The sequence below is a fragment of the Actinopolymorpha pittospori genome (assembly GCF_014873875.1).
Taxonomy (GTDB): Bacteria; Actinomycetota; Actinomycetes; order Propionibacteriales; family Actinopolymorphaceae; genus Actinopolymorpha; species Actinopolymorpha pittospori.
In genome coordinates, this window is the sequence record NZ_JADBEM010000001.1 from 5,487,026 (window position 1) to 5,507,768 (window position 20,743).

Annotated in this window: 18 protein-coding genes; 12 read left to right on the forward strand and 6 right to left on the reverse strand. The window is 65.7% G+C overall.

Features of this window, described 5'->3' with window-relative positions; translation table 11 throughout:
* The first annotated feature begins 188 nt into the window (after positions 1–188).
* Together HEB94_RS25760 and HEB94_RS25765 are read left to right on the forward strand one after the other, a co-directional pair.
* Positions 189–2,192 carry an ABC transporter substrate-binding protein gene (locus HEB94_RS25760; protein WP_192752290.1) on the forward strand — a complete coding sequence of 668 codons (2,004 nt, stop codon included), beginning with the start codon at positions 189–191 and terminating at the stop codon, positions 2,190–2,192.
* Positions 2,193–2,240: 48 nt separating this feature from the next.
* Positions 2,241–2,897, forward strand: a complete 657-nt coding sequence (locus HEB94_RS25765; protein ID WP_192752291.1) for a uridine kinase family protein — start codon at positions 2,241–2,243, stop codon at positions 2,895–2,897.
* 26 nt (positions 2,898–2,923) lie between these two features.
* On the opposite strand, the gene HEB94_RS25770 is transcribed toward HEB94_RS25765, so the two are convergent.
* From HEB94_RS25770 to HEB94_RS25785, 4 genes are read right to left on the reverse strand one after another with little or no spacing between them, the layout of a single operon-like run.
* On the reverse strand, positions 2,924–3,781 hold the full coding sequence (locus HEB94_RS25770; RefSeq protein WP_192752292.1) for an alpha/beta hydrolase family protein: 858 nt from the start codon (positions 3,779–3,781) through the stop codon (positions 2,924–2,926).
* Between the two features lie 6 nt (positions 3,782–3,787).
* Positions 3,788–5,281, reverse strand: coding sequence for a xylulokinase (locus tag HEB94_RS25775; protein ID WP_192752293.1), 1,494 nt, complete (start codon positions 5,279–5,281; stop codon positions 3,788–3,790).
* Positions 5,281–6,342, reverse strand: coding sequence for a zinc-binding dehydrogenase (locus tag HEB94_RS25780; protein WP_192752294.1), 1,062 nt, complete (start codon positions 6,340–6,342; stop codon positions 5,281–5,283). The genes HEB94_RS25775 and HEB94_RS25780 overlap by 1 nt, the downstream gene beginning before the upstream one ends.
* Before the next feature lie 39 nt (positions 6,343–6,381).
* Positions 6,382–7,446 carry a zinc-binding dehydrogenase gene (locus HEB94_RS25785; RefSeq protein ID WP_192752295.1) on the reverse strand — a complete coding sequence of 355 codons (1,065 nt, stop codon included), beginning with the start codon at positions 7,444–7,446 and terminating at the stop codon, positions 6,382–6,384.
* 220 nt (positions 7,447–7,666) lie between these two features.
* Here HEB94_RS25785 and HEB94_RS25790 point away from each other — a divergent pair, with 220 nt between their 5' ends.
* Both HEB94_RS25790 and HEB94_RS25795 read left to right on the forward strand, forming a co-directional pair.
* Positions 7,667–8,530, forward strand: a complete 864-nt coding sequence (locus tag HEB94_RS25790; protein WP_192752296.1) for a MurR/RpiR family transcriptional regulator — start codon at positions 7,667–7,669, stop codon at positions 8,528–8,530.
* Positions 8,531–8,542: 12 nt separating this feature from the next.
* A complete protein-coding gene (locus HEB94_RS25795) occupies positions 8,543–9,667 on the forward strand; it encodes a Gfo/Idh/MocA family protein (protein WP_192752297.1) in 1,125 nt (374 codons plus the stop codon).
* A 90-nt stretch (positions 9,668–9,757) separates the two neighbouring features.
* Here HEB94_RS25795 and HEB94_RS25800 read toward each other — a convergent pair whose 3' ends face one another.
* Positions 9,758–10,882, reverse strand: a complete 1,125-nt coding sequence (locus tag HEB94_RS25800) for a Gfo/Idh/MocA family protein (protein ID WP_192752298.1) — start codon at positions 10,880–10,882, stop codon at positions 9,758–9,760.
* Positions 10,883–11,119: 237 nt separating this feature from the next.
* Between HEB94_RS25800 and HEB94_RS25805 the strand changes: the two genes are divergently transcribed.
* The gene (locus tag HEB94_RS25805; protein ID WP_202896545.1) at positions 11,120–12,139 is read left to right on the forward strand and encodes a Gfo/Idh/MocA family protein; all 1,020 of its coding nucleotides are present in this window, start codon (positions 11,120–11,122) and stop codon (positions 12,137–12,139) included.
* Positions 12,140–12,201: 62 nt separating this feature from the next.
* Positions 12,202–12,900, forward strand: coding sequence for a class I fructose-bisphosphate aldolase (locus HEB94_RS25810; protein WP_238362590.1), 699 nt, complete (start codon positions 12,202–12,204; stop codon positions 12,898–12,900).
* A gap of 440 nt (positions 12,901–13,340) precedes the next feature.
* Here the strand turns inward: HEB94_RS25810 and HEB94_RS25815 are convergent, their stop codons facing one another.
* On the reverse strand, positions 13,341–14,456 hold the full coding sequence (locus HEB94_RS25815) for a LacI family DNA-binding transcriptional regulator (RefSeq protein ID WP_192752300.1): 1,116 nt from the start codon (positions 14,454–14,456) through the stop codon (positions 13,341–13,343).
* A gap of 533 nt (positions 14,457–14,989) precedes the next feature.
* Between HEB94_RS25815 and HEB94_RS25820 the strand changes: the two genes are divergently transcribed.
* The 6 genes from HEB94_RS25820 to HEB94_RS25845 all read left to right on the forward strand — a co-directional run bounded on the left by HEB94_RS25820 (position 14,990) and on the right by HEB94_RS25845 (position 20,488).
* Complete coding sequence (locus HEB94_RS25820) at positions 14,990–16,624, forward strand: ABC transporter substrate-binding protein (RefSeq protein WP_192752301.1); 1,635 nt, start codon at positions 14,990–14,992, stop codon at positions 16,622–16,624.
* Between the two features lie 45 nt (positions 16,625–16,669).
* On the forward strand, positions 16,670–17,296 hold the full coding sequence (locus HEB94_RS25825) for a carbon-nitrogen hydrolase family protein (RefSeq protein WP_192752302.1): 627 nt from the start codon (positions 16,670–16,672) through the stop codon (positions 17,294–17,296).
* Positions 17,293–17,616: a hypothetical protein gene (locus HEB94_RS25830; RefSeq protein WP_192752303.1), complete on the forward strand. Its 324-nt coding sequence runs from the start codon at positions 17,293–17,295 to the stop codon at positions 17,614–17,616. Before HEB94_RS25825 ends, HEB94_RS25830 begins: the two co-directional genes overlap by 4 nt.
* A 149-nt stretch (positions 17,617–17,765) precedes the next feature.
* Complete coding sequence (locus HEB94_RS25835) at positions 17,766–18,500, forward strand: sugar phosphate isomerase/epimerase family protein (RefSeq protein WP_202896546.1); 735 nt, start codon at positions 17,766–17,768, stop codon at positions 18,498–18,500.
* Positions 18,493–19,473: a Gfo/Idh/MocA family oxidoreductase gene (locus tag HEB94_RS25840; RefSeq protein ID WP_202896547.1), complete on the forward strand. Its 981-nt coding sequence runs from the start codon at positions 18,493–18,495 to the stop codon at positions 19,471–19,473. The genes HEB94_RS25835 and HEB94_RS25840 overlap by 8 nt, the downstream gene beginning before the upstream one ends.
* Positions 19,474–19,639: 166 nt before the next feature.
* A complete protein-coding gene (locus HEB94_RS25845) occupies positions 19,640–20,488 on the forward strand; it encodes a GH12 family glycosyl hydrolase domain-containing protein (protein ID WP_192752305.1) in 849 nt (282 codons plus the stop codon).
* Positions 20,489–20,743: the final 255 nt, after the last annotated feature.

Below are 20,743 nucleotides of genomic sequence, written 5' to 3' on the forward strand. Positions count from 1 at the left end.
TGACCTCGCGCCACCGCCGATATACCCTGCCGACAGACTCCTTCTCCGAACTAATTGACGATGAAAGTCTCCTTCGCGCGTCTGACTGCCGCGTGGTCAATGCGCGTGAGCCGCAAGGCGAGCATCACCACCTCAGTAGGGCTGTCTCCCGGCAGTCGACTAGCGCCAGGCGAAGGGTGGCGAGCGAGATGAGCATCGGAAAGTCGTTTCCACGCCAAGGACTGTCCAGACGGGACCTGCTGCACGCGGGCGGAGGGCTGGTCCTGCTGACAGCGGCGACCGGTTGTGACCTGCTGTCCACGGACCCCGACAGACCGAGGCGACAGCAATCAGCGCGCAAGGGTCCGGAGTCGCCACAGTTGAGGGCTCGGGTCGACTCAGGTGAGCTACCGCCCCTCGAGAAGCGAATGCCCGACAATCCTCTCGTCGTCGAGCCGCTCGAACGTGTTGGTCAGTACGGCGGCACATTGCACAGCGCCCTGCTCGGCCCCGCAGACAGCGCCTATATCTGGTGCATCGCCGAGTATGAGAACCTCCTGAGCTGGACGCCGCGCTACACAGGAACGGCCGGTACCAAGGAACTCACTCCCAACGTCGCCGAAAGCTTCGAGGCAAACCCAGACGGTACGGAGTTCACCTTCCAACTCCGGCGCGGGATGAGGTGGTCCGACGGAGAACCGTTCACCGTCGACGACGTCGTCTTCGGCGTCCAGGACGTCCTGCTCAACGAGGAACTCTTTCCCGTAACCCCCCGAATTCTCACCTCGGAAGAAGGGCGGGCGTCGATCGCGAAGATCGACGACCACGCGTTCAGGATCACCTTTCCCAGCCCGGCGGGACTCTTCCTGCAGTACCTCGCGACCTGGGACGGCCACACGATCCACTACTTCCCGCGCCACTACCTCGAGCAGTTCCACAAGAAGTACAACCCCGATATCCAGCGGCTCGTTGCCCGGGAGAAGGCGGCCGACTGGGTCGAGCTCTTCGGTCAGATCTGCGGCCCGGGCGCACACTTCGGTGAGAACCCCGATCTCCCGTCCCTCGGTGCCTGGCATCTGTCCAAGTCCTTCGCTGGCGGCCAGCGCGTCGTACTGCAACGCAATCCGTACTACTGGAAGGCCGACCCTGATGGGAGCCAGCTCCCCTATATCGACGAGGTCATCTTCGACGTAGTGAATACGCCCGAAGTGATGCTGCTCAGATCCCTCAACGGCGACCTCAACCTCGAGGTCGGGCCGGACACCCGGTTCACCAGTCCGGCGAACAAACCGGTTGTCGCCGGCAACCGGGAGAAGGGTAACTACCGCTTCGTCAACGCTGTGGAAACTCGGATGAACGTCATGATCATCTACCTGAACTTCACCGTCAAAGACCAGGTGAAGCGCGAGATCTTCAGGAACCGGGACTTCCGCATCGGTCTCTCCCATGCGATCAACCGCCGGGACATCATCGACGCGGTGATGCAACGCCAGGGTGAGCCGTACCAGGTGGCGCCGATACCCCAGTCACCCTTCTACAACAAGGAGTTCGCCACCCAGTTTCTCGACTACGATGTGGACAAGGCGGACAAGCACCTCGACCGGGCGTTCCCGCAGAAGGACGGCGAGGGCAGGCGGCTTGGCCCGGACGGCAAACCCATCACCTTCACGATCGAGTATGTCGCTGAGTTCCGTCCCGAGTGGTCGGACATGCTGGGGATCATCAAAGGCCAGTGGAGGACGGTCGGGGTGACCCTCGAACTGCGCAACATCGAACGCTCCCTGTACTACGAGCGGACGGAGGCGAACCTCCACGAGGCGACTGTGTGGCACGGCGACGGCGGGCTCGACGTGCTGTTGAGCACCGGCAACTACTTCCCGTCGGATGCGGGCGCCAACCTCGGTCCCCTGTGGGGAACGTGGTACGAGACCGGCGGGGCGCAGGGTGAGGAACCACCGCCACCCGTGCGCCGCCAGATGGAGCTCTACGACCAGCTGAAGTCGTCGGGTGATGCCGATGAACAGACCGGGCTCATGACGGAGATCATGGACATCGGTCGGGAGGAGTTCTACCTCATCGGAGTGGTCCGGGAGTCCGACAAGTACTTCATCGCCTCAAACGTGATCCACAACATCCCCGACACGATGATCCAGGGGTGGTATTACCCCACCCCCGGGCCTACCCGTCCGGAGCAGTATTTTGTCACCGGGTGAGCGACGTTGGTCGAGGCAGCCACCTTCGGCTCAGGTGGGGGAGTGACGATGTCCGGTGACGAACGACCGATCGTCGTGGCGATCTGCGGCGGATCCGCGAGCGGAAAGTCCACCCTGGCGAGCGCGATCGCCGAGGGGACGAGTGACCTGCGGCCCGTCGTTCTCGAACAGGACTGGTACTTCCGCGACTTCGCGGAGTACGACGCTAATCAGCGGGAGCAGGTCGTCACGGCTAACCATCCTGACGCCGTGCTCTGGCCGGCGTTCCACGAGGCGCTGCAGACCCTCGTGGACGGGAAGGCGGTACAGGTTCCCGCCCAGGGAACCCGCACCCACGGTCGACGGCCCACCCAGACGCTGGGTCCGGGTCGACTCCTGATCGTCGCCGGCCTCTTCACCTTCTGGGATGGACAGTGTCGCGAGCTCGCCGACCTCCGGGTGTTCACCGAGGTCAGCGAGGACGAGCGGGTGTTGCGGCGGGTCAGCCGCGACGTTCGTGAGCGCGGCGGCTCCCTGGAACGCGTTGTCTCGTGGTACCGGCGTGACGTAGCGCCGAACTATCCCACGTACACGGCCGCGTTTCGGTCCTGTGCCGACCTCGTCGTCCCCACCGCTCATGACGTGAGCGTCGCCGTCGCGGCGATCTGCGCCGCACTGCGCGCTCTGGCGCATCAGCCGGGTGGACGCGGTCACCCAGAAAGCTGAACGCACCAAGTTGTGGTGGCCGGGGGTCAGCCGGTCGACAGGTGGGTGCGAAGCCAGCCGAGCAGTTCGTCGATGACCGCCGCCGTTGGCGGCCAGTGTGGCGCGCCGGCGATGAGCCTCCCCCGCAGCGCGTCCGGTTCACTGGCGTACGTTGGTCGCAGCGCGGCCGCGAACCGTTGAGTGGTGACGCAGGGATTACAGGTGTCGCGGTCACCGTGCACCAGCAGCAGGGGCAGTGGCGCGAAGTGCTCCGGACAGCCGAGCGGATCGATGCGGTCGATGCGCTTCGTGGTCTCAGGGTCGAGAGCGCGGTCGAGGGGACCGTACTTCCCCGGGCCGATCGAGTCGGTTGCCGCCATGCAGTGCGCCAGATCCGCACAGCCCGCGACGCACCCGGCCGCACGGAGTTGGTTACCCAACCTCGACGCCACGACAGCGGCGGTGTAGCCGCCCATGGACAGGCCGGCCACTGCCACTCTGGACGCGTCGACCCCCGGGTGGCCCGCCAACCAGCTGAGCAGGGCCGGCGCCTCGTCGGCAGCCTGCTCGATATCGGCGCAGAACTCCCGGGCCAGGCTCTGCCGGAGCCGTTCGCGTAGCATCCGGCCGGTTGGTCGTTGTCCGTGACCTGGCGCGTCGGGCAGCACCACCAGGCAGCCCGCGTCGGCAAGCCGGCGCGCCACCGGGTGGGTGTCGACGTACGTTTCCTTTTCCTGGCTGACGCCGTGGTAGTAGATGACGACCGGCTTCGGGCCAGGCAGGTCCTGCCGCTCGTACACCAGTAGCGGGATCGACTCGACCGGTCCGGCGACCGACCAGCCGGAGAGGTCGTAGACGCGTCGCTGACCGGCGTTCGCCGAAGCGTCTGTTCTGCTCGTGCTCATCAGCGCTCACCCAGCCTGCGGCAGTGGAGGGAAGGACTCGCCGGTACCAGCTTCTTCGAGCGTCGCGATCGTCGCCTCCAGCCGCCGATACCTCGCGTCGATGCAGGCGTACGTCTCGACCAACCGTGGATCAGGCACTTCGACCTGGGCCACGTTTCCCCAGCGACGGGCCAGGTCGAGGTAACCCGAAGCGATCCCCTGACTGACCGCAGCCAGCATGGCCACGCCGAGGGCAGCACCTTCGGTCACCCTGGGGAGCAGCAGCGGCCGGCCGAAGACGGCACCGCAGATCTGGCGCCACAGTGGGCTGCGGGCGCCGCCTCCGAAGACCATCAGGTCTCCGATCTGCTGGGAGGTGTACGCCTCGCTCACCATGTGCAGCCAGATCGCCGTCCCCTCGAGGACGGAACGGACGACGTCAGCGCGCTGGTGGGCCAGTGTCAGCCCGTAGAGCGTCCCCCGGGCGTGCGGACGCATGACGCCTCCCCGCTCACCCATGAGGTGTGGCAGGAACATGAGCCCCCGCGCGCCCGGATCGCTGCGCTGCGTCTCGGCGAACATCTCGTCGTAAGACGGAAGCGGATCGCTCGCCTGGTAGAGCAGCTCGCGAATCCACCGGAGGGCCGTCCCGGTCGAGGTGACGCTGCCGAAGTAGTGGGTGGTTCCGAGCGTGTCGAGATCGTCGGCGGAGGCGTACGAGCCGAGGATGCCGGCCGAACCGAGGTAGAAACAGGTGCGCTCGGGCAGGAAGCATCCAGAGCCGATCAGGGTGGCCGGCCAGTCGCCGGTGCCGACGACGACCGGCGTTCCGACCGCGAGCCCGGTCGCCGCGCTGGCCGCCGGTGTGACGACCCCGGCGACCTCGTCGGGACGACGGATCGGCGGCATCCGTTCGGACGAAATGCCGGCGAGGTCCAGCAGCCGCGCTGACCACGCGCCCGTAGAACGCTCCACCAGTCCAGTTCCCTGAGCATCCCGCGGATCGGTGGCCAGCTCACCGGTCAACCGGACGCGCAGGAAGTCCTTGGGCAGAAGGAACGCGCGCGCCTCCGCGAGGACGTGGGGTGCGTGCCGCCGCAACCAGAGCAGCCGGGGAAGGGACGAGAGCGTGGTGAGCTTCTTCCCCGTGATGAGCCGGATCGCCTCCTCTTGGTCCGCGAGCTCACTCACCTGCTGAGCGCAGCGTTGGTCAGGCCAGAGCATCGGGCGGTACAGCGGGTTGCCGGCGCCGTCGACGGGGATGAGCGTGTGCATGAAACCGCAGAGACCAACTGCCTGGATGCGCTCGGGTCGCAGCTGTCCGAGCGCGAGCCGGATGCATTCGGCAGCCCGCTGCCACAGGTGCTCGGCGTCGCAGTCGGCGCGCGCTGGGCCCGAGAAGGAGACCGCGGTTTCGCGTACCGCCGAGCCCACGATCCCACCGTCGACGTCGAAGACCACGGTCTTCGTCAGGGTGGTGCCCTGGTCGACAGCCAGCAGGAGACCGTCCGCGAATGCCATCAGGGGCGGACGAGCACCTTCACGGCGCCCGACCCCTTCTTGTCGGCGGCGGCATGGAACGCGTCCGCGATCCGGTTGAGGGAGAAGCGATGCGTGATCAGGGCTTCGGCGTCCACCCGGCCGGCAGCCAGCAGGTCCAACGCGAGCCGGAACTCCGGCGCTCCGCCCCAGGTGCTGTAGCTGTTCGACCAGCGGATGTGGAGCTCCTTGCGGTAGGCGGCGCGGACGTCGAAATCGGGCGTACCGGTGAAGATCCCGAGCACGACCACCTCACCACCGGGACGCGCCATCTCCACCCCCTGGCGGAGGGTGGACGAATCGGCTCCCACCGCCTCCAATACGACCTCGGCACCTCTTCCACCAGTGAGGTCGAGGACCGCCTCCACCGGGTCTGACGCCTCGGCCGCAACCACCTCGTCAGCGGCGCCGGCGTCGAGGGCCGTCTTCAGCGGCGCGGCGCGGTTGCCAACCATGATCACCTTGCCCACGCCGCTCGTCCGGGCCACCTGGCCAGCAGTCATACCGATGGCGCCGGTACCGAGCACGACCACGGTCGTCGCGGGCGTCAGTCGGGCCCGAACCAGCGCGTGGACCCCACAGGCGTAACAGTCGAGGATCGCCGCCGCCTCCGACGACACCTCGTCGGGTAGCACACGGACGTTGGCCGCTCGGGAGATGTCGTACTCGGCGAACCCGGAACTCTGCAGGCGCTCACCGTGCCGGAGACCGCGTTCGGGGCAGAGATGTGTGTCGCCGCTTCGGCAGAAGTCGCAGCCACCGCACCCGTCCAGGTGCGCCGGCTGGACTCCCACCCGTGCCCCGACCTGGAGGCCGGTGACCCTGGCCCCCAGCTCCACGACCTCCCCGGCCAGCTCGTGACCACGGCGGGTCGCGACCCCAGCTCCGCCGGCCGGAGGCGAGCGCTCGAGGTACGGATGCAGGTCGCTCCCACAGATCCCCGCCGCCCGCACCCGGACGAGCACCTCGCCTGGGCCGGGTTCAGGGACCGGGTGGTCCTCGACCCTGATGTCTCGCCCGCCATAGAACAGCGCTGCCTTCACCCTGCGCACCTCCACGAGCGTCGGCCTGTCAGGCTGTCGTCATCCGAGCTCTGCCCGGCTGCAAGCCTGGTCCTCTTCGACTTTTCCGTCAGGTGACACGATCGACTTCATTCCACGGCGGTTGGCCGTGGTCTCGAACGCCTCGCTGAGTGCGGCCAGCTCGAATCGGTGACTCACGAGGGGCGCCACCCGCACGATTTTGTGCTGAAGCAGTTTCAGGGCGGTGCTGAAATGGTGCGGGTTGTAGTCATGGCTTCCGGTGACCCGGAGTTGGCGGTAATGGACGAGGTTCGGATCGACCGGAACGTCCGCCGGCGGATGGGTTCCGGCGAAGATGTTGACCCAGCCGTTGATCGCAGCCATCTCCAGTCCCTGCCTGATGGCGTCGACCGCACCGACCGCGATGAGAACGGCATCGGCGCCACGACCTTCGGTCAACGCCTGCACCTCTGCCACCGGTGACTCCTGTGCGGTGTCGATCACGTCGTGCGCTCCCAGTGCCAGCGCGAGTTCCCGTCGGGACGGCAAGGGGTCGACCCCGATCACCCGCGCGCCGCGGCCGCGGGCCAGTTGGAGATGTAACAGCCCAATCGGACCCAGGCCGACCACGACGACATCGGCACCGACCGGAATCTCGGTGAAACTGTGGGCGTTCAGCACGCAGGCCAAGGGTTCACAGAACGACGCATCCTCGAGGGGTACGGAGCCGGGAACCACTCGCAGTTGGGAGACCGGCGCGGTTCCGTAGTCCGCGAAACCGCCGAGGGTGCCGCGGCGGAGATTCTCGCAGTATCCGAAGACCCCGCGGCGACACTCGTAACAACGACCGCACACACAGCGCCAGTCGACGACGACCCGAGAGCCGATTGTGATCTGCTGTTCGGAATCATCGAGCGGTTCACCCAGTGCCTCGACCACGCCCGACCACTCATGCCCGAGCCGTCGTGGAAGAGTGCCGACTCGACTTCCCAGATAACCTCTCAAGTCACTGGGACAGACACCGCAAGCGGCGATACGGACCAGTGCCTCACCGCGACCAGGGGTGGGAGGATCGATCTCCTCGACACGCAGATCGCGGAACCCGTGCAGAAGGCCGGCCCTCACCGGGGTACTTCCTCGAATGGCCGCAGTTCTTCGTCAGATCGACGCACAGGTGACTCCTTCCCGAGCGGTTCCCCTGTCGACGAGTAGGTACCGAACGCCTTCGTTGACCCGCAGGATGGTGCACTGTACGCTGACATTAGCATGCATCCTTCATATAGTCATCATGCGAGGAAGTATTCCTTCAGTTCCTGGTGGCATTCCAAGAGAGGTTCGTTCGGACATGGCAACACCCGGACCCACACCCGGGGTACTCGTTCAAATCGAGTCCCTGTTACCGACGATGCGCCAGGCTGAACAGAAGGTCGCCGACCTGGTCCTGACCAAGTCCGGCGACGTTGTCCATATGTCCGTCACCGAGGCCGCGGACGCTTCGGGCACTTCGGAGGCGACCGTCATCCGGCTCGCGCGACGCCTTGGCTATCCGGGTTTTGCGGCCATGAAGATTGCCCTCGCGATGGAAATGCACGCTGGTCAACGAGTCGAACCAGGCAGCCTCACTCCGTCCGACGACCTGCGTACGATCAAGGAAAAGGTGCTTCGCACCAACGTGGGAAGTTTGGAGGACACCCTCGAACTCCTCGACGACGATTCGTTGGAGAGCGCCGTCGACGCGCTGATTAGGGCGCGGAGAATCGAGGTCTACGGAGTCGGACGGTCGGCCGCCATGGCGCAGCACGCCTACGCGACCCTGATGGAGATCGGTCTCCCGATCGCCGCCATCACTGATCCGCACCTGCAGGCCACATCAGCCGTACAATTGGGAAGGAGCGATGTCGCATTCGCCATCACCTTCACCGGAAATGCGCGCGACACCGTTGAGGCGCTCCAGCTGGCCCGCGATGCCGGCGCCACCACGATCTGTCTCACCAGGCACGCCCGATCTCCCATCACCCAGGTCGCCGACGTCGTGCTCCTTGCCGCGGCTCGGCTGAAATCGGTCGAGACCTATCAACAACTCGATCGCGTGGGACAGGTTGCCGTCATCGAACTCCTCTGCACTGCAGTGCTGCTACGCCAGGAACCGGAACGACTTGACGCACTTCTACGAGGACGCAAAGCCGTGAGCTCAAGTAAGCACTACTGACGAGAGGCGGTCATGGGTACTCACGACGACAAGGCGAGATTCGGCGTCATCGGCCTGACCAGCGACCACGTCTGGGGAATGGGCGACGGACTCATCCAACAGCCGGGAGTGCGGATAGTCGCCGCCGCGGACGAGACCGCGGAACTCCGTAACCGCGCGGCCCGTCAGTGGGGACTTGAGAGCACCTACGCGAGCCATACGGAGATGCTCGAACGCGAGGACCTCGGTGCGGTCCTCGTGTGCTGTGACAACGCGAGCAAGGCTGGCGTCGTCGAGGCGGCCGCGCGGCACGGAGTGCACGTGTACCAGGACAAGCCAATGTCCTCGACGTTGGCCGGCGCCGACCGGATCCTGCAGGCCGCGAAATCGTCGGGAATCACTCTGATGGTCGCGTATCACAGCGCCTTCAACCCGATCTACGATCAGGTGAAACAGGCCATCGCCGACCAGGCGATCGGCACTGTCTACCTCGCCCGCGGCTCGATCGGGCACGAGGGCCCGGTGGAGTTCGGGTGCTCTCCGCACTTCTACTCATGGCTCTTCGACGCCGAGAAGAACGGCGGCGGTACGTTCGTCGACGAGGCCTGCTACGTCGTCGACGAGTTCGTCGACTATCTCGGGAACGTCGTCGAGGTGAGTGCGTTCACCGCCCAGATCGGTCACCGGAACTATCTGCCCAAGAATGTCGAGGACAACGCGGTCGCCATCCTGCGATTCGCCTCCGGCGCACTCGGGGTGATCGACTCAAAGTGGGGCCAGGTCGGGCCGGCCCCGGTCCGTACGTCCTACCACGGCACCGAAGGCACCATCGTCAACAGTCGTGGTACCACCGAACTCGCGACCATCCGCGCCGCCGCTCCGTTGGCGGGATGGACCAGCAGTGACCAGACCGCCCTCAGCGGCCACGGCACCGGAAGCCCCGAGCTGAGGGTTGTCAAGGCGACGGCCAATCCTGTCGATGCGGGCCGTCGCGGCGCCGAGCAGCGCCGGTTCGTCCAGGCACTCGTGGAGGGTACGCCGCTGCCACACGCCTCGACTCCCAATGTCGCGCGGCACGTTCAGGAAATCGTAGACGCGGTCTACGTGTCGGCCGCCAGTGGTTGCGCGGTTTCGCTACCGCTGAAGGAAAGCGCATAACGAGAGTACGACCGCGCAAGCGCGCCACCCGAGCAAACATGAAGGGCGTGGCCGGGAACACCGGCCACGCCCTCTGCGCGAGGAACTCGGTCAGAAGGTCGTCGTCAGCTCGAGCGCTTTTCCGCTGCGGGCGGACTCGGTGACCTTCAACATGATCTCGAGCGCGTGCCGGGCATGTTCCGCGCTCAACACTGGCTGCGCCTTCGCCCGCACGCAGTCGGCCAGGTGGTCGACGAGGATGCCACGGCGCAGCTTGGCGGACCATTCCTGGGCTGCCCCCAACTGCGGCCAGCCGCGCGGGGTGACCCAGCCGTCGAGGCCGGGCATGGCGTCGGTGCGGTAGACCTCGAGCGGAGAGTCCGATCCTCGTTCGAGGATGTTGAGTGTGCCCTTGCGACCGAAGATCTCGAGCTTGGGGCTTCTCGACGCGTGGACGTTGAAGGTGCCGTCGACGACGGCGTACGTCGCCTCGCCGAAGTCGAGCATGAAGAGGTTGTTGTCGGCGGCTGTGACGTTGATGACCGTCCCGGCGAAGGGTCCACCCCGCACGGTCCGCGTCGGCTCAGTGATCCCGCTGAACGCCGCGACCCGCTGGGCCGGACCGAGCAGACCGGTGATCTCGTGGATGCCGTAGACGCCCATGTCGTAGAGCGGCCCGGAGCCTTCCTGGTAGAACCACGTCGGGTCGGTCGGCCACCCACCCGCGCCCCCGCCCGGTCCGGCGTGGGAGCTGCGTACCCGGGCGAAGGCGACCTTGCCGATCGTGCCCGCATCGAGAAGCCGGCGGGCCTCCCGATAGACGGGCTGCACCATGTCCGGCGGCGCGCAGACGACCGTGAGGCCCTGCGTCGCGGCGGACTCGATGATCGCGTCGGCGTCTTCCATCGTGGTCGCCAGAGGTTTCTCGGTGGCGAGATGCTTTCCGGCAGCGAGAATCTTGCGCGAGGTCTCGCCGTGGATCGAGATCGGGGTGAGGTTGACGACGGCCTCGATGTCGGTGCGTTCGAGCATCGCATCGAGAGTGTCGTAGACCTCGGGAATGTCGAAGTCCTTCGCGGCCTGCTTGGCGCGTTCGACAACGGGGTCGGATATCGCCACGACCTGTGCCTTGTCCCGGATCCAGTGGAGGCCGGGGAGCACACCGTAGTTGACGGTGGCGATCATGCCGGCGCCCAGCACGCCGATCCGCAACGGCTCCTGGTTGGTTTCTGTCATGCTCCGACCTCCGTGAACTCGACCGCCTCGTTCCCCCGCGCCGCAATGCGCGCACGAAGACATCAGACAGCGCCTGGTCGACCTAGCGACCGGCATCCTGATCTGACCAAGAATTCCTTCAACCTTGAGGTTGATGAAGATTATTGTTGGATTGATACTGGGGGATGTCAACAGCCGGAGACGTCCTGGCCTTCAGCCAGGAGGAGACGGGAGGACACCGTGCCCCAGCCGCTACGCGTGGCTCTGATCGGACTTGATCACTGGTACACCGCGATATCTCTCGCCGAGAGGTTCACTGCGCATCCAGACGTCGAGCTCGTCGGCATCGCCGATCCGGACGCCGACCGGCTTCATGAGGTGCTGGCTCGCGGCGGCGTGAGCGGAGTGAGTGGCTCCGCCGACGAATTCCTTGCCGACGACTCTATCGACCTCGTCGCCAGCTTCGTCAGCACAGAGCGCAATCCCGCGATCTGCGTCGCTGCAGCGCAGAACGGCAAGCACATTCTCTCGGTCAAGCCGCTCGCGCGGACCCTCGACCAGGCCACCGAGATCGTGCAGGCGGTACGCGACGCCGGGGTGACATTCCTGGGTGCGGAATCGCGCGGCCGGCACTCCGCCCACCAACAACAGCTGCGTACCTGGATAGCAGAGGGCAGGTTCGGAAAACTGCTCACGGCGAGCTACGGCATGTGGGCGACCCTTCCACAGGGCTGGCCCGGGTCGTCCGACCCTGGGTGGTTCGTCGATGCCGAGCGAACGCCGGGCGGGGCCTGGATCGACCACAGCATCTACCAGCTTGACCAGTTGAGGTGGCTGGCCGGCGCCCGCGTCGCGAAGGTATCCGGGACGGTCGCCAACCTCAAGTACGGCGACCTCTCGGTCGAGGACTACGGGCTCGCTCTGGTGGAGTTCGACAACGGGCTGCTCGCCCAGATCGAGGACACCTGGACGGCGGTGCGCGGCGGCGGTCGTACGGCGATGAACATCGTTGGAACGGACGGCGCGATTGCGTACGACGCACTCACTGGACGTCTCTCCCTGGCCGGTGACCTGCAGCCGTTCGGGGGATGGGTGCACCGCACTCCTGAGGCGATGCACAGCGGCGCCATCGACGAGTTGGTCGCAACGGTCCGTGGGAAGCAGGACCCGATCTCGACGGTCGAGGACGCATGGGACAACCTCGCCGCATGCGAGGCGTTCTATCAGGCTGCCAAGACGGGCACGCCCGTCACGCCCAAGAGACTCCCGGCGTCATGAGAGTCGAATCAGTTCGCCGGCGGCGGATCTTCAGGGCTGACGGCAGAGCCGTCATCGTGGCGATGGATGGGGCGCGCAGAGGCGTCAGTGCCGGCCTGGAGAAGGCCACGGCCGCGGTGGCCGCCGTGGCCGCCGGAGGCGCGGACGCGATCCTCACCACCGTGGGCACCGCTGCGGCGAGTGCCGACGTTCTGGAACGCATGGGCCTCATCCTCGCTCTCGACAGCGAGGGCCCGATCGCCGACTACGGCGTCGAGCAGGCTCTCCGCCTGGGTGCGGACGCCGTCGAGCTCAAGGTCTTCCCGGGCAATCCGCAAGAGACCAAGATGGCAGACCTTCGTCGGCTGGCGGCCCACTGCCAGACGTGGCGGATGCCGCTCCTGGCCGAGCCCATTCCGGTGTCGTTCCAGGACACCGCGGCGCACACACTGTCGAACGTTCGGGACGCCGCGCGCAGCGCGGCCGAGGCCGGCGCCGACTTCGTGAAGGTCCACTACGTCGGGCCCCCCGACGAGTACCGCGAGGTCACCGCCTCGTGTCAGGTCCCGGTGTTGGTGCTGGGCGGTCCACCTCGCGACGATCCGCGCGAGGCGCTGCAGATGGCTGCGGATGCGCTGGCGGCCGGCGCCAGCGGCGTGGTCTTCGGGCGGAACGTCCTCACCAGCCCCCGGCCAGACCGGATGGTGGCAGCACTTGTGGAAGTCGTGCACGGCGACGCGTCCGTCGACGCCGCGGCGAAGATTCTGAGCGCTCCGCTTTAGCCTGGCGTTGTGTAGTTCCGTGTTGATCCAGCATAAGGTCGACGTAGTCACCCACCCAGATCGCAAGTGCGTGCGGCCAGGGGTGCGGAGCATCCGCTGGAACGACGACTCGCTCGGACCCGCCGACGATGGTCCGTTCTCCCCGACCTCGCCCCGGAAGTGCGTAGAAGGACACCTCAGCCTGTCCCGGCGGCGCTGACGTTCTCCACAGGCCGTCGGTGTCCAGCCCGCCATGCATGGAAGCGCGCCGAGCGCTGACGACCTCGTGCAATGGGCTTGAGCGCTCCCGATCTGCAGGAGGCCTCCACAATGGCGTTGGTGAGGGGACAGGGGAGGCTGGACCCGTTATGCCGAGGAGCTGAACGCGCTAGGTTGGCCGACCCCAGAACATCTCCTCGACGATGTGCCGGACGAGCGGCGCCCATTGCCGGAGATGCGGCTTACGGGTCGGGTTGATCCGCGCCGCGCGCGCCTGCACGGTCGTCGTTCGGCATGCTGGGTCGGGAGGTCGAGCTGCGGATGACGAGTTTGGGCGTCACGACGGCATGCTCCGGTGCGGATCCGTCGGTCTCACCTTCCAGCCGAGCGAGCAGCTGCGCCGTTGCCGTTCGCATCATCTCCCGGACCGGCTGGCGCACCGTCGTGAGCGGGGGAGTGACGACCTCGGCGAACACCGGAAGGTCATCGAAGCCGATCACGGAGATATCCTGTGGCACCCGCAGCCCGAGATCGCGGGCGCCCGCGCAGGCTCCGATCGCGTACATGTCGTTGATGGTGAGCAACGCCGTCGGCCTGGCCCTGGCTGGCACACTCAGGAGATGATGGGCACCGATCCTGCCCAGCTCGGCACCCTCCGCGTCGCCATATGTCGTGAGGCCGGGGCCCTCCCAGACCAGGTCGGCGCTCGGTTGTACGCCCGCATCGGCCAGCGCCTGGCGATATCCGGCGAGGCGCTTCCGGCGGCTGATGGTGCGTATAGGTCCAGAAAGCAAGCCGATACGCCGGTGTCCGAGCCCGAGCAGATGCGAGACCGCCAGTCGGGCGCCTAGCACGTTGTCGATCTCAACGCTTCCCGCGACGAACGGGCCCGCGTCAGCGAGCGATCTGTCGAACGTGACAACCCGCAGACCGCGGGCGCCGGCCTTCGCGAGGTGGTCGAGGGAAAGAGAGGACGAGCCGAAGATCAGTCCGCGCATACCAGAGTTGAGCAGGATCTCCGCGAACTGTGCCTCCCGTGCGGGGTCGCGCTCAGAGTTGCACAGGAGGACGTGGTAGTCGCGCTCGAGGGCGACCTGCTCCACTCCTCGGGCGACCAACCCCCAGAACGGGTTCGCCACCGACGGCACGATCAACCCGATCGTGGAGACCTGACCGGTACGCAACTGGCGGGCCACCTGGTTGGGGGTGTAGCCGAGTTCGCGCATCGCTCGCAGGACGCGTTCGCTGGTGTCGGCACGCATCCGGTCAAGGCGGCCGTTGAGAACGTTGGAAACCGTGCTCGGTGAGACGCCGGCACGCCGGGCGACGTCGCGAAGACTGGTTCTCGCGCAGGCCATGATTCCCTTCAGTGCCTTAAGGCTGAAGACTGGGAACTGTAACGGTTTACTTCAACGCCTAAACCCATGCCGCATCCCCTCGACGCCCGTCGCAGAACGCGCTTGCAATACGGTCTGCCAAGAACGAGAAGCATTCCACACAGCTCGTTGACGATTCCAGTAGTGCATCGTTACAGTAACCATGCGTTGTTTCATAATCGGCGCGAGTCTTGCGGGACTTATGAGGCAGACTAGTAGGTCAACAGGGCGAGAGAACCGGTCCACCGGCACGAGACGGCACCGGCCCCCAACGCGACAGCTCCCGAGACTGTCCAAGGAGGCCCTATGCAAGTTGGCGCTCTGACGGCACGAAGCGACGCCGCCACCGCGGTACAGGTTCGACCACTTGCCGTGCAACCACTCGTTCGGATGCACACGATGACCGCATCTGGTGCCACCGCTGGGCTGGACGAGTCGGTCGGGTGTTGATGGGCGAACGGGGGCTACCAGCACACCGACCCGCCAACGTCACGGACCATCGGCAAGGAGCCGCAATGATCGACGGTACGACAAGGCGCCAGCTGCTCAAGACGATGAGCACCGCGACCTTCCTGGCGTTGGGCGGGGGAGTCCTGAGCGCGTGCAGCAGAAGCGGAGGGGCGAGCGGGGCGGACGTCGTGTTGACGGTAGCTGGCGGGGTGGCAGGCTTCGACGCCATGCCAACAGCGAAGGAACAGAAGGCGAATCCGAGCACGAAGGCCTATGCGGATGCCCTGTCGGCCTGGCTGAAGGACAACCCTGGCGTCAGGACCAAGCAAGTCTCCCTGAACGTCTGGGATCAGCAGGCTCTGTCCACCGCGATCACCGGTGGGACCGCGCCAGCGGCCTTCCCGGCAGATGTGGTCAGTGCCTGGAACCAAGCCCAGCTGGCGGCGGCGTCGAAGCAGGGCCTGTTCGCCGATGTCACCGACCAGCTCAAGGCCCACAAGGTCGAGGAGAACCTCACAGACTATGCCAAGCCGATCTTCATGCGGAAGAAGGTCGGCGACAGGTTCTTCGTCGCTCCTCGCGTGTACAACGTGGGGACGGGCATTCACTACCGCCTAGACCTTATCCGTCAAGCTGGACTGAAGGAGCCCACTCCGGACTGGACATGGGACGACGTGCGGGAGCTGGCCAGGGGACTCACCACGGAGAGCCGGAAGGGCATGGTGCTCCAAGGCAGTGGCGTCAACGGCCCCATGAACGCCGACGGGATGGACTTTCACGCCCATGTTCCAGCTCCAGAGACGGGCTGGAACTGGCGATGGGACTACCTCGGGCAGGCCGATCGGTGGATCCCACTCATCCAGGGGGCACGGGACATGATCTTCAAGGACCAGTCCATCCTCAGTGATGTGAGCATGACCGACACCGACGCCCGGGCTGCCTTCGTCCGTGGGGATGTCGCGATGCAACACAACACTGTCGTCTACTACGACGTTCCACCGGGCACCGAGGACGCACCAACCGATCTTGCGAAGAAGCTCGGCAAGCCGATCTGGGACGTGGTGGGATGGACAACCGAGCCGGTCGGGCGGAACGGACGCGGCAGCGCGACCCAGGGGCAGGTCGACACCGTGGGGTTCTCTCCCGACCTGGCGGGCGAGGCACTGGACAAGTCGGTCAGCCTGCTGGCCTACATGCAGACCGAAGGCTGGGTCCGGCAGCGTACTGCTGTGTACGAGGCGACCAAGGACCCTCAACGGGTGTTCGTCCAGGAGGACATCACCCCCGTGTACAAGGGGCTGCTCGAGAAGCTTCCGAGTTCACCTGACGAGGCGTGGGGAGAGCCGTTCATGGATCAGGTCCGCCGGGCCGCCCAGATCCCGCTCGTGCCAAGCGACGTGTGGTTCTTCCCCGCGGAGGCGAACCAGGGTCCCACGACGACCGTTCGTGACGACATGACCTCCCGATGGGCGAACGAAAGAGGAGACATCGACCTCCGCGCCGACCTGACGAACCTGGGCGCCACGTTGAACAAACAGGCCGCGAGCTTCACCTCGAGCACCGGTGACGACGAGTTCGTCAAGAATGCGTTGGCATTCTACGAGGCAAACGCGGAGTACTGGCAGGAGAACGCGCCCGAGTACTACCAGAATGTGTTTCGTGACTGGTACGAAGATACGGTCATGCCGGCCTTGAAATGATGCGCCGCCGCACTTGGCTGCTGAACACGAGGAGTACGGATCGAGATGACCTCAGTCCAAACGACATCAGCTCAGGCGGGCAGAGTCGGCAACCTCGTACGGATCGCGACACTCAACTGCCGCCCGGTGGCCGATCTGTCCGCCCTTGTCGGGCGGGCGGAAGAGGTGATCAGACAACACAGGCCCGACCTGTTCGTCCTTCCGGAGAGCTGCCGGGGCCAGGATGCGGGGACCAGCGAAGAAGTCGATGGGCCGACCGTGTCGGCCATGAGGCGGCTCGCGCGAGAGTTCCAGACGTACGTCGTCTGCCCCATCGACCGGCTCTCCGACGGCGTTCGATGGAACTTCGCCGTTCTCATCGACCGCACGGGCGACGTCGCCGGGATCTACGACAAGATGTTTCCGTACTGGCCCGAGCTCGACCTGACTCCGCCGGTGCGCGTCGGCACCCGCGCACCGGTTTGGGAAACGGACTTCGGCCGAGTCGGGATAGCGATCTGCTTCGACGTCAACTTTCCGCGGGTGTGGCAGGAGTTGGCCCGTGGGGGTGCTGACCTCGTGGTGTGGACGAGCGCCTACGCCGGAGGCTGGATCGTCGGGGCTTACGCACGTATCCACCACTTCTACATCGTCACCTGCACGCAGACAGGGAGGCCAGCGCCTACGACATGACGGGGGCTGAGATCCGAGCTGAGATCGGGGGTGAAGGGGACGGCGAGGATGACGCGCCGGCTTCGTCCTTCACGCTCGACACCGATCGGCAGATTTACCACGAGAACTTCAACATGGACAACCTGTGGCGTCTGCTGAAGGAGAAACCGGACGAGGTGGAGCTGGAACGACGGTTGCTGGCCGAGCAATGGTTTGTGCTGCGCGCCCGCAGGCCCGGAGTGCGGGTCCGCAGCCTCGCACAGGCCTACGGCTTGGAGTCGCTCCAGGATTACCTGCGCCGGTCCACGGCGTGGATCGACGACCTGCGCGGTCCGGGGTAGGCAGTGAACTGACGTCCGCACTTGACTGTCTCGATGCGCCAGGAACTGGCGCATTCACACCTGGGAGGGACATGACGACTGCCCATGCGATCCGCTGGTCAGTGTTCACGAAACCATGGCCGGAGGCCAAGGCTGAGGATCTTGCGGCTATGGTCGCCGACCTGGGATTCGACGGCGTGGAGCTGCCGATCAGGCCAGGCTTTCAGGTCAGTGCTTCCAGTCTGCCCCATGGGCTGACGGAACTGGCCGGCATATTCGCTGACCATGGACTTCGGATCTACAGCGTGGCCAGCACGCTGGACGAGCCGGTCATGGCCGCATGCGCCGCAGTCGGTGTCCCGGTCGTACGCACCATGGCGCCGCTGTCCCCGAATGGGTTCCTCGACTCGGACAAGCTTGTTCGTAACCAGCTTGACGCGGCCCTGCCGCTGTGTGAACGGTACGGCGTACAGGTCGGGGTGCAGCCGCACTACGACTACTACATCTCCGACTCGCTCATGTTGGCCAACCTTCTTGCTGACTACGACCCGAGGCACGTCGTGGCGATCTGGGACGCCGCGCACGACGGTCTGGCGAGGAAGGCCCCGGAACACGGCCTGGAGATGGTGTGGCCACGTCTGGGAATGGTCAACCTCAAGAACGCGTACTACCGCCGCGAGCCCGACGGCAAGGCGGCAAAAGGTGGATGGCAGCCGTTCTTCTGCCCTGGCCCTGACGGCATGGCCGACTGGGGGAGATCTCTCCGATACCTCAGGGACCATGGGTACTCCGGCGTCATCTGCCTGACCGGCGAGTACGACGGGGATTCAGACGTCCAGACACTGGTGCGCGACGATCTGAGCTACGCCCGTCGCCTGATCGAGGGGAGCCGACAGCGTGGGTGACGACAAGGTACGCGTCGCCGTTGTCGGAGCCGGCCACATGGCCAATCGGGTGCACTATCCGTCGCTGGCGGCACTTCAGGACGTCGAGTTGGTAGGAGTCTGCGATCTCGATCCGGTTCGGCTGCAGACGACGGCGGACAAGTACGCGATCGCGGGGCGGTACGACGACTATCGCAGGATGATCGAGGAGACTGAGCCGAAGGCGGTCTACGTGATCGGCCAGCCCGACCTCATGTACGACATCTGGCGGTGGTGTCTTGGCGAGGGGCTGGACCTCTTCGTCGAGAAGCCGCTCGGCCTGACCATCCACCAGGCTCGGTCCCTCGCCTATCTGGCGGAGAAGCACAACTGCATCACTCAGGTAGGTTTCCAGCGGCGGAACTCGCCGCTGTTGCAGGTCCTGCTGGAGCGCTGTCGCGCAAGGGGGCCCGTCACACATGCCGTTTGCACGTTCTACAAGTGCGACCAGAGTCCCCGGCTGGATGCCCGTGATCACATGATGGATGACGGCGTCCATGCCATCGACACGTTGCGGGCGATCTGCGGGGGCGAGGTCGTCGACGTGGACTGCCAGACGCGAAGGGTCGGCACTCCTGACATCAACTTCATCGCCGCGATGCTGACCTTCGACAACGGTTCCACCGGCGTGCTTCTGAACAGCTGGTCCAGCGGTCGCCGAACGTTCAAGGTCGAGGTTCATTCGCCTCGGATCTGTGGAGAGGGCGACCTCGAGCAGACTGGCTACGTGTTCGAGGACGGTGACACGAAGGGCGTCGAGGTCACGGCTGCCGATGCCGCCGGGTCGGCCGAACTCTTTTCCTGTGGTGGATTTCTCGCCAAGTCGGCGGAGTTCATCGAGTCGGTGCGTACTCGCGAACTGCCGTCGTCGCACTTCGGAGACGCGGTCAAGACCATGGAAGTGGCTGAGCTGATACTCGCGCGGGACCTGGTTGCCACGGCCAGTCGTACGTGAACGTAGTTTTCAAGCCTGACTCCAGCCCATTGTCTTCGTCCATTGAGCGAGGTGTGGGCGGAACCAACGACGTCACCTGGCGACACCTCGGCGACCTGCTCGCCACCAACCGATTCACCAACTCTTGAACGCCTCACCGACCGGCCCGATCCAAGGAAGGCATTGCATGCACAGTCTCAGGAGACTCCTCACTGCGCTAGGTACACTGAGCCTGGCGCTGTTGGGCACCGCGCTGCCCGGCGTCGCTGCAGGCCACCCGCACGCACTGGCTGCGACGGCCGTGCACGCCGACAGGAACGGCGACTCGACATGCACCGCCCCCGCATGGACCTCGTCGACATCCGGAGACCTCTACACCGCCGACACCCCCTACCTCCTCCACAACAACATGTGGAACGCCGAGGGCTACGACGTCTCCCAGACCATGGGCGTCTGCGACCATGCCTCGTGGTACGTCGACGTCACGACTCCGGCCGGGACGGACTCGGCAGTCAAGACGTATCCGAACGTCCATGTCGATTACCACAACTGGTCCACCGGATACGAGCCGCCGCTGTCGTCGTTCAACAAGGTCACCAGCACCTACGCCGGCCAGGGCGCCGGCCTCGGCGTCTACAACGTCGCCTACGACATCTGGCTGAACGGGGTCGCCTCCAGCGGGTCCAACGAGGTGATGATCTGGACGGAGAACAGGGGCCAGACCCCGGCCGGGACGAAGGTCGGGGCGAACGTGCGGCTCAGCGGTCGGACGTGGGACCTGTGGGCGAACTCGAGCAACAGCTACCTCGCCTTCGTCCCGACCAACGGCCAGTCCTATCCCTCCGGCACACTCGACCTCAAAGCGTTCTTCGACTACCTGATTCGGCAGGGTCGGATCTCCAGCACGTCCACGTTGGGCCAGGTCGACTACGGCGTCGAGGTCGTGTCCACGGACGGCCAGACCGCTCGATTCAACTGCACCAACTTCTCCCTCAACGCCCATCAAGCCCCGGGACGGCTCCTCGAGGTGAGGTGACCGGCCGTGCAAGCCAACGCAAGGCCAAGAGCCGACCGCGGCTACCAGACCTATGACACCCGAGCAGTCTCGCGCGGGTGCCACAGGTACGTGTAGTCACAGCTGCGATCGACCTATGTAAGGATTTGCTCGCTCACCGGCGTCGGTCAGCGGGTGGTCGCGGATGTCCCGCAGCACCACGACGTCGGTGACCGCCGTCGAACCAGCCTGGTGGTGCCGACCTACCGCGCGACGATCGCGTCCCCGAGACGATCG

Coding starts and splice junctions, on each gene's coding strand:
- HEB94_RS25825 (WP_192752302.1), top strand. CDS start 16,670: ATGACCTCAGTCCAAACGACATCAGCTCAGGCGGGCAGAGTCGGCAAC.
- HEB94_RS25830 (WP_192752303.1), top strand. CDS start 17,293: ATGACGGGGGCTGAGATCCGAGCTGAGATCGGGGGTGAAGGGGACGGC.
- HEB94_RS25800 (WP_192752298.1), bottom strand. CDS start 10,882: ATGACAGAAACCAACCAGGAGCCGTTGCGGATCGGCGTGCTGGGCGCC.
- HEB94_RS25770 (WP_192752292.1), bottom strand. CDS start 3,781: ATGAGCACGAGCAGAACAGACGCTTCGGCGAACGCCGGTCAGCGACGC.
- HEB94_RS25775 (WP_192752293.1), bottom strand. CDS start 5,281: ATGGCATTCGCGGACGGTCTCCTGCTGGCTGTCGACCAGGGCACCACC.
- HEB94_RS25765 (WP_192752291.1), top strand. CDS start 2,241: ATGTCCGGTGACGAACGACCGATCGTCGTGGCGATCTGCGGCGGATCC.
- HEB94_RS25795 (WP_192752297.1), top strand. CDS start 8,543: ATGGGTACTCACGACGACAAGGCGAGATTCGGCGTCATCGGCCTGACC.
- HEB94_RS25815 (WP_192752300.1), bottom strand. CDS start 14,456: ATGGCCTGCGCGAGAACCAGTCTTCGCGACGTCGCCCGGCGTGCCGGC.
- HEB94_RS25760 (WP_192752290.1), top strand. CDS start 189: ATGAGCATCGGAAAGTCGTTTCCACGCCAAGGACTGTCCAGACGGGAC.
- HEB94_RS25845 (WP_192752305.1), top strand. CDS start 19,640: ATGCACAGTCTCAGGAGACTCCTCACTGCGCTAGGTACACTGAGCCTG.
- HEB94_RS25810 (WP_238362590.1), top strand. CDS start 12,202: ATGGATGGGGCGCGCAGAGGCGTCAGTGCCGGCCTGGAGAAGGCCACG.
- HEB94_RS25835 (WP_202896546.1), top strand. CDS start 17,766: ATGGTCGCCGACCTGGGATTCGACGGCGTGGAGCTGCCGATCAGGCCA.
- HEB94_RS25820 (WP_192752301.1), top strand. CDS start 14,990: ATGATCGACGGTACGACAAGGCGCCAGCTGCTCAAGACGATGAGCACC.
- HEB94_RS25790 (WP_192752296.1), top strand. CDS start 7,667: ATGGCAACACCCGGACCCACACCCGGGGTACTCGTTCAAATCGAGTCC.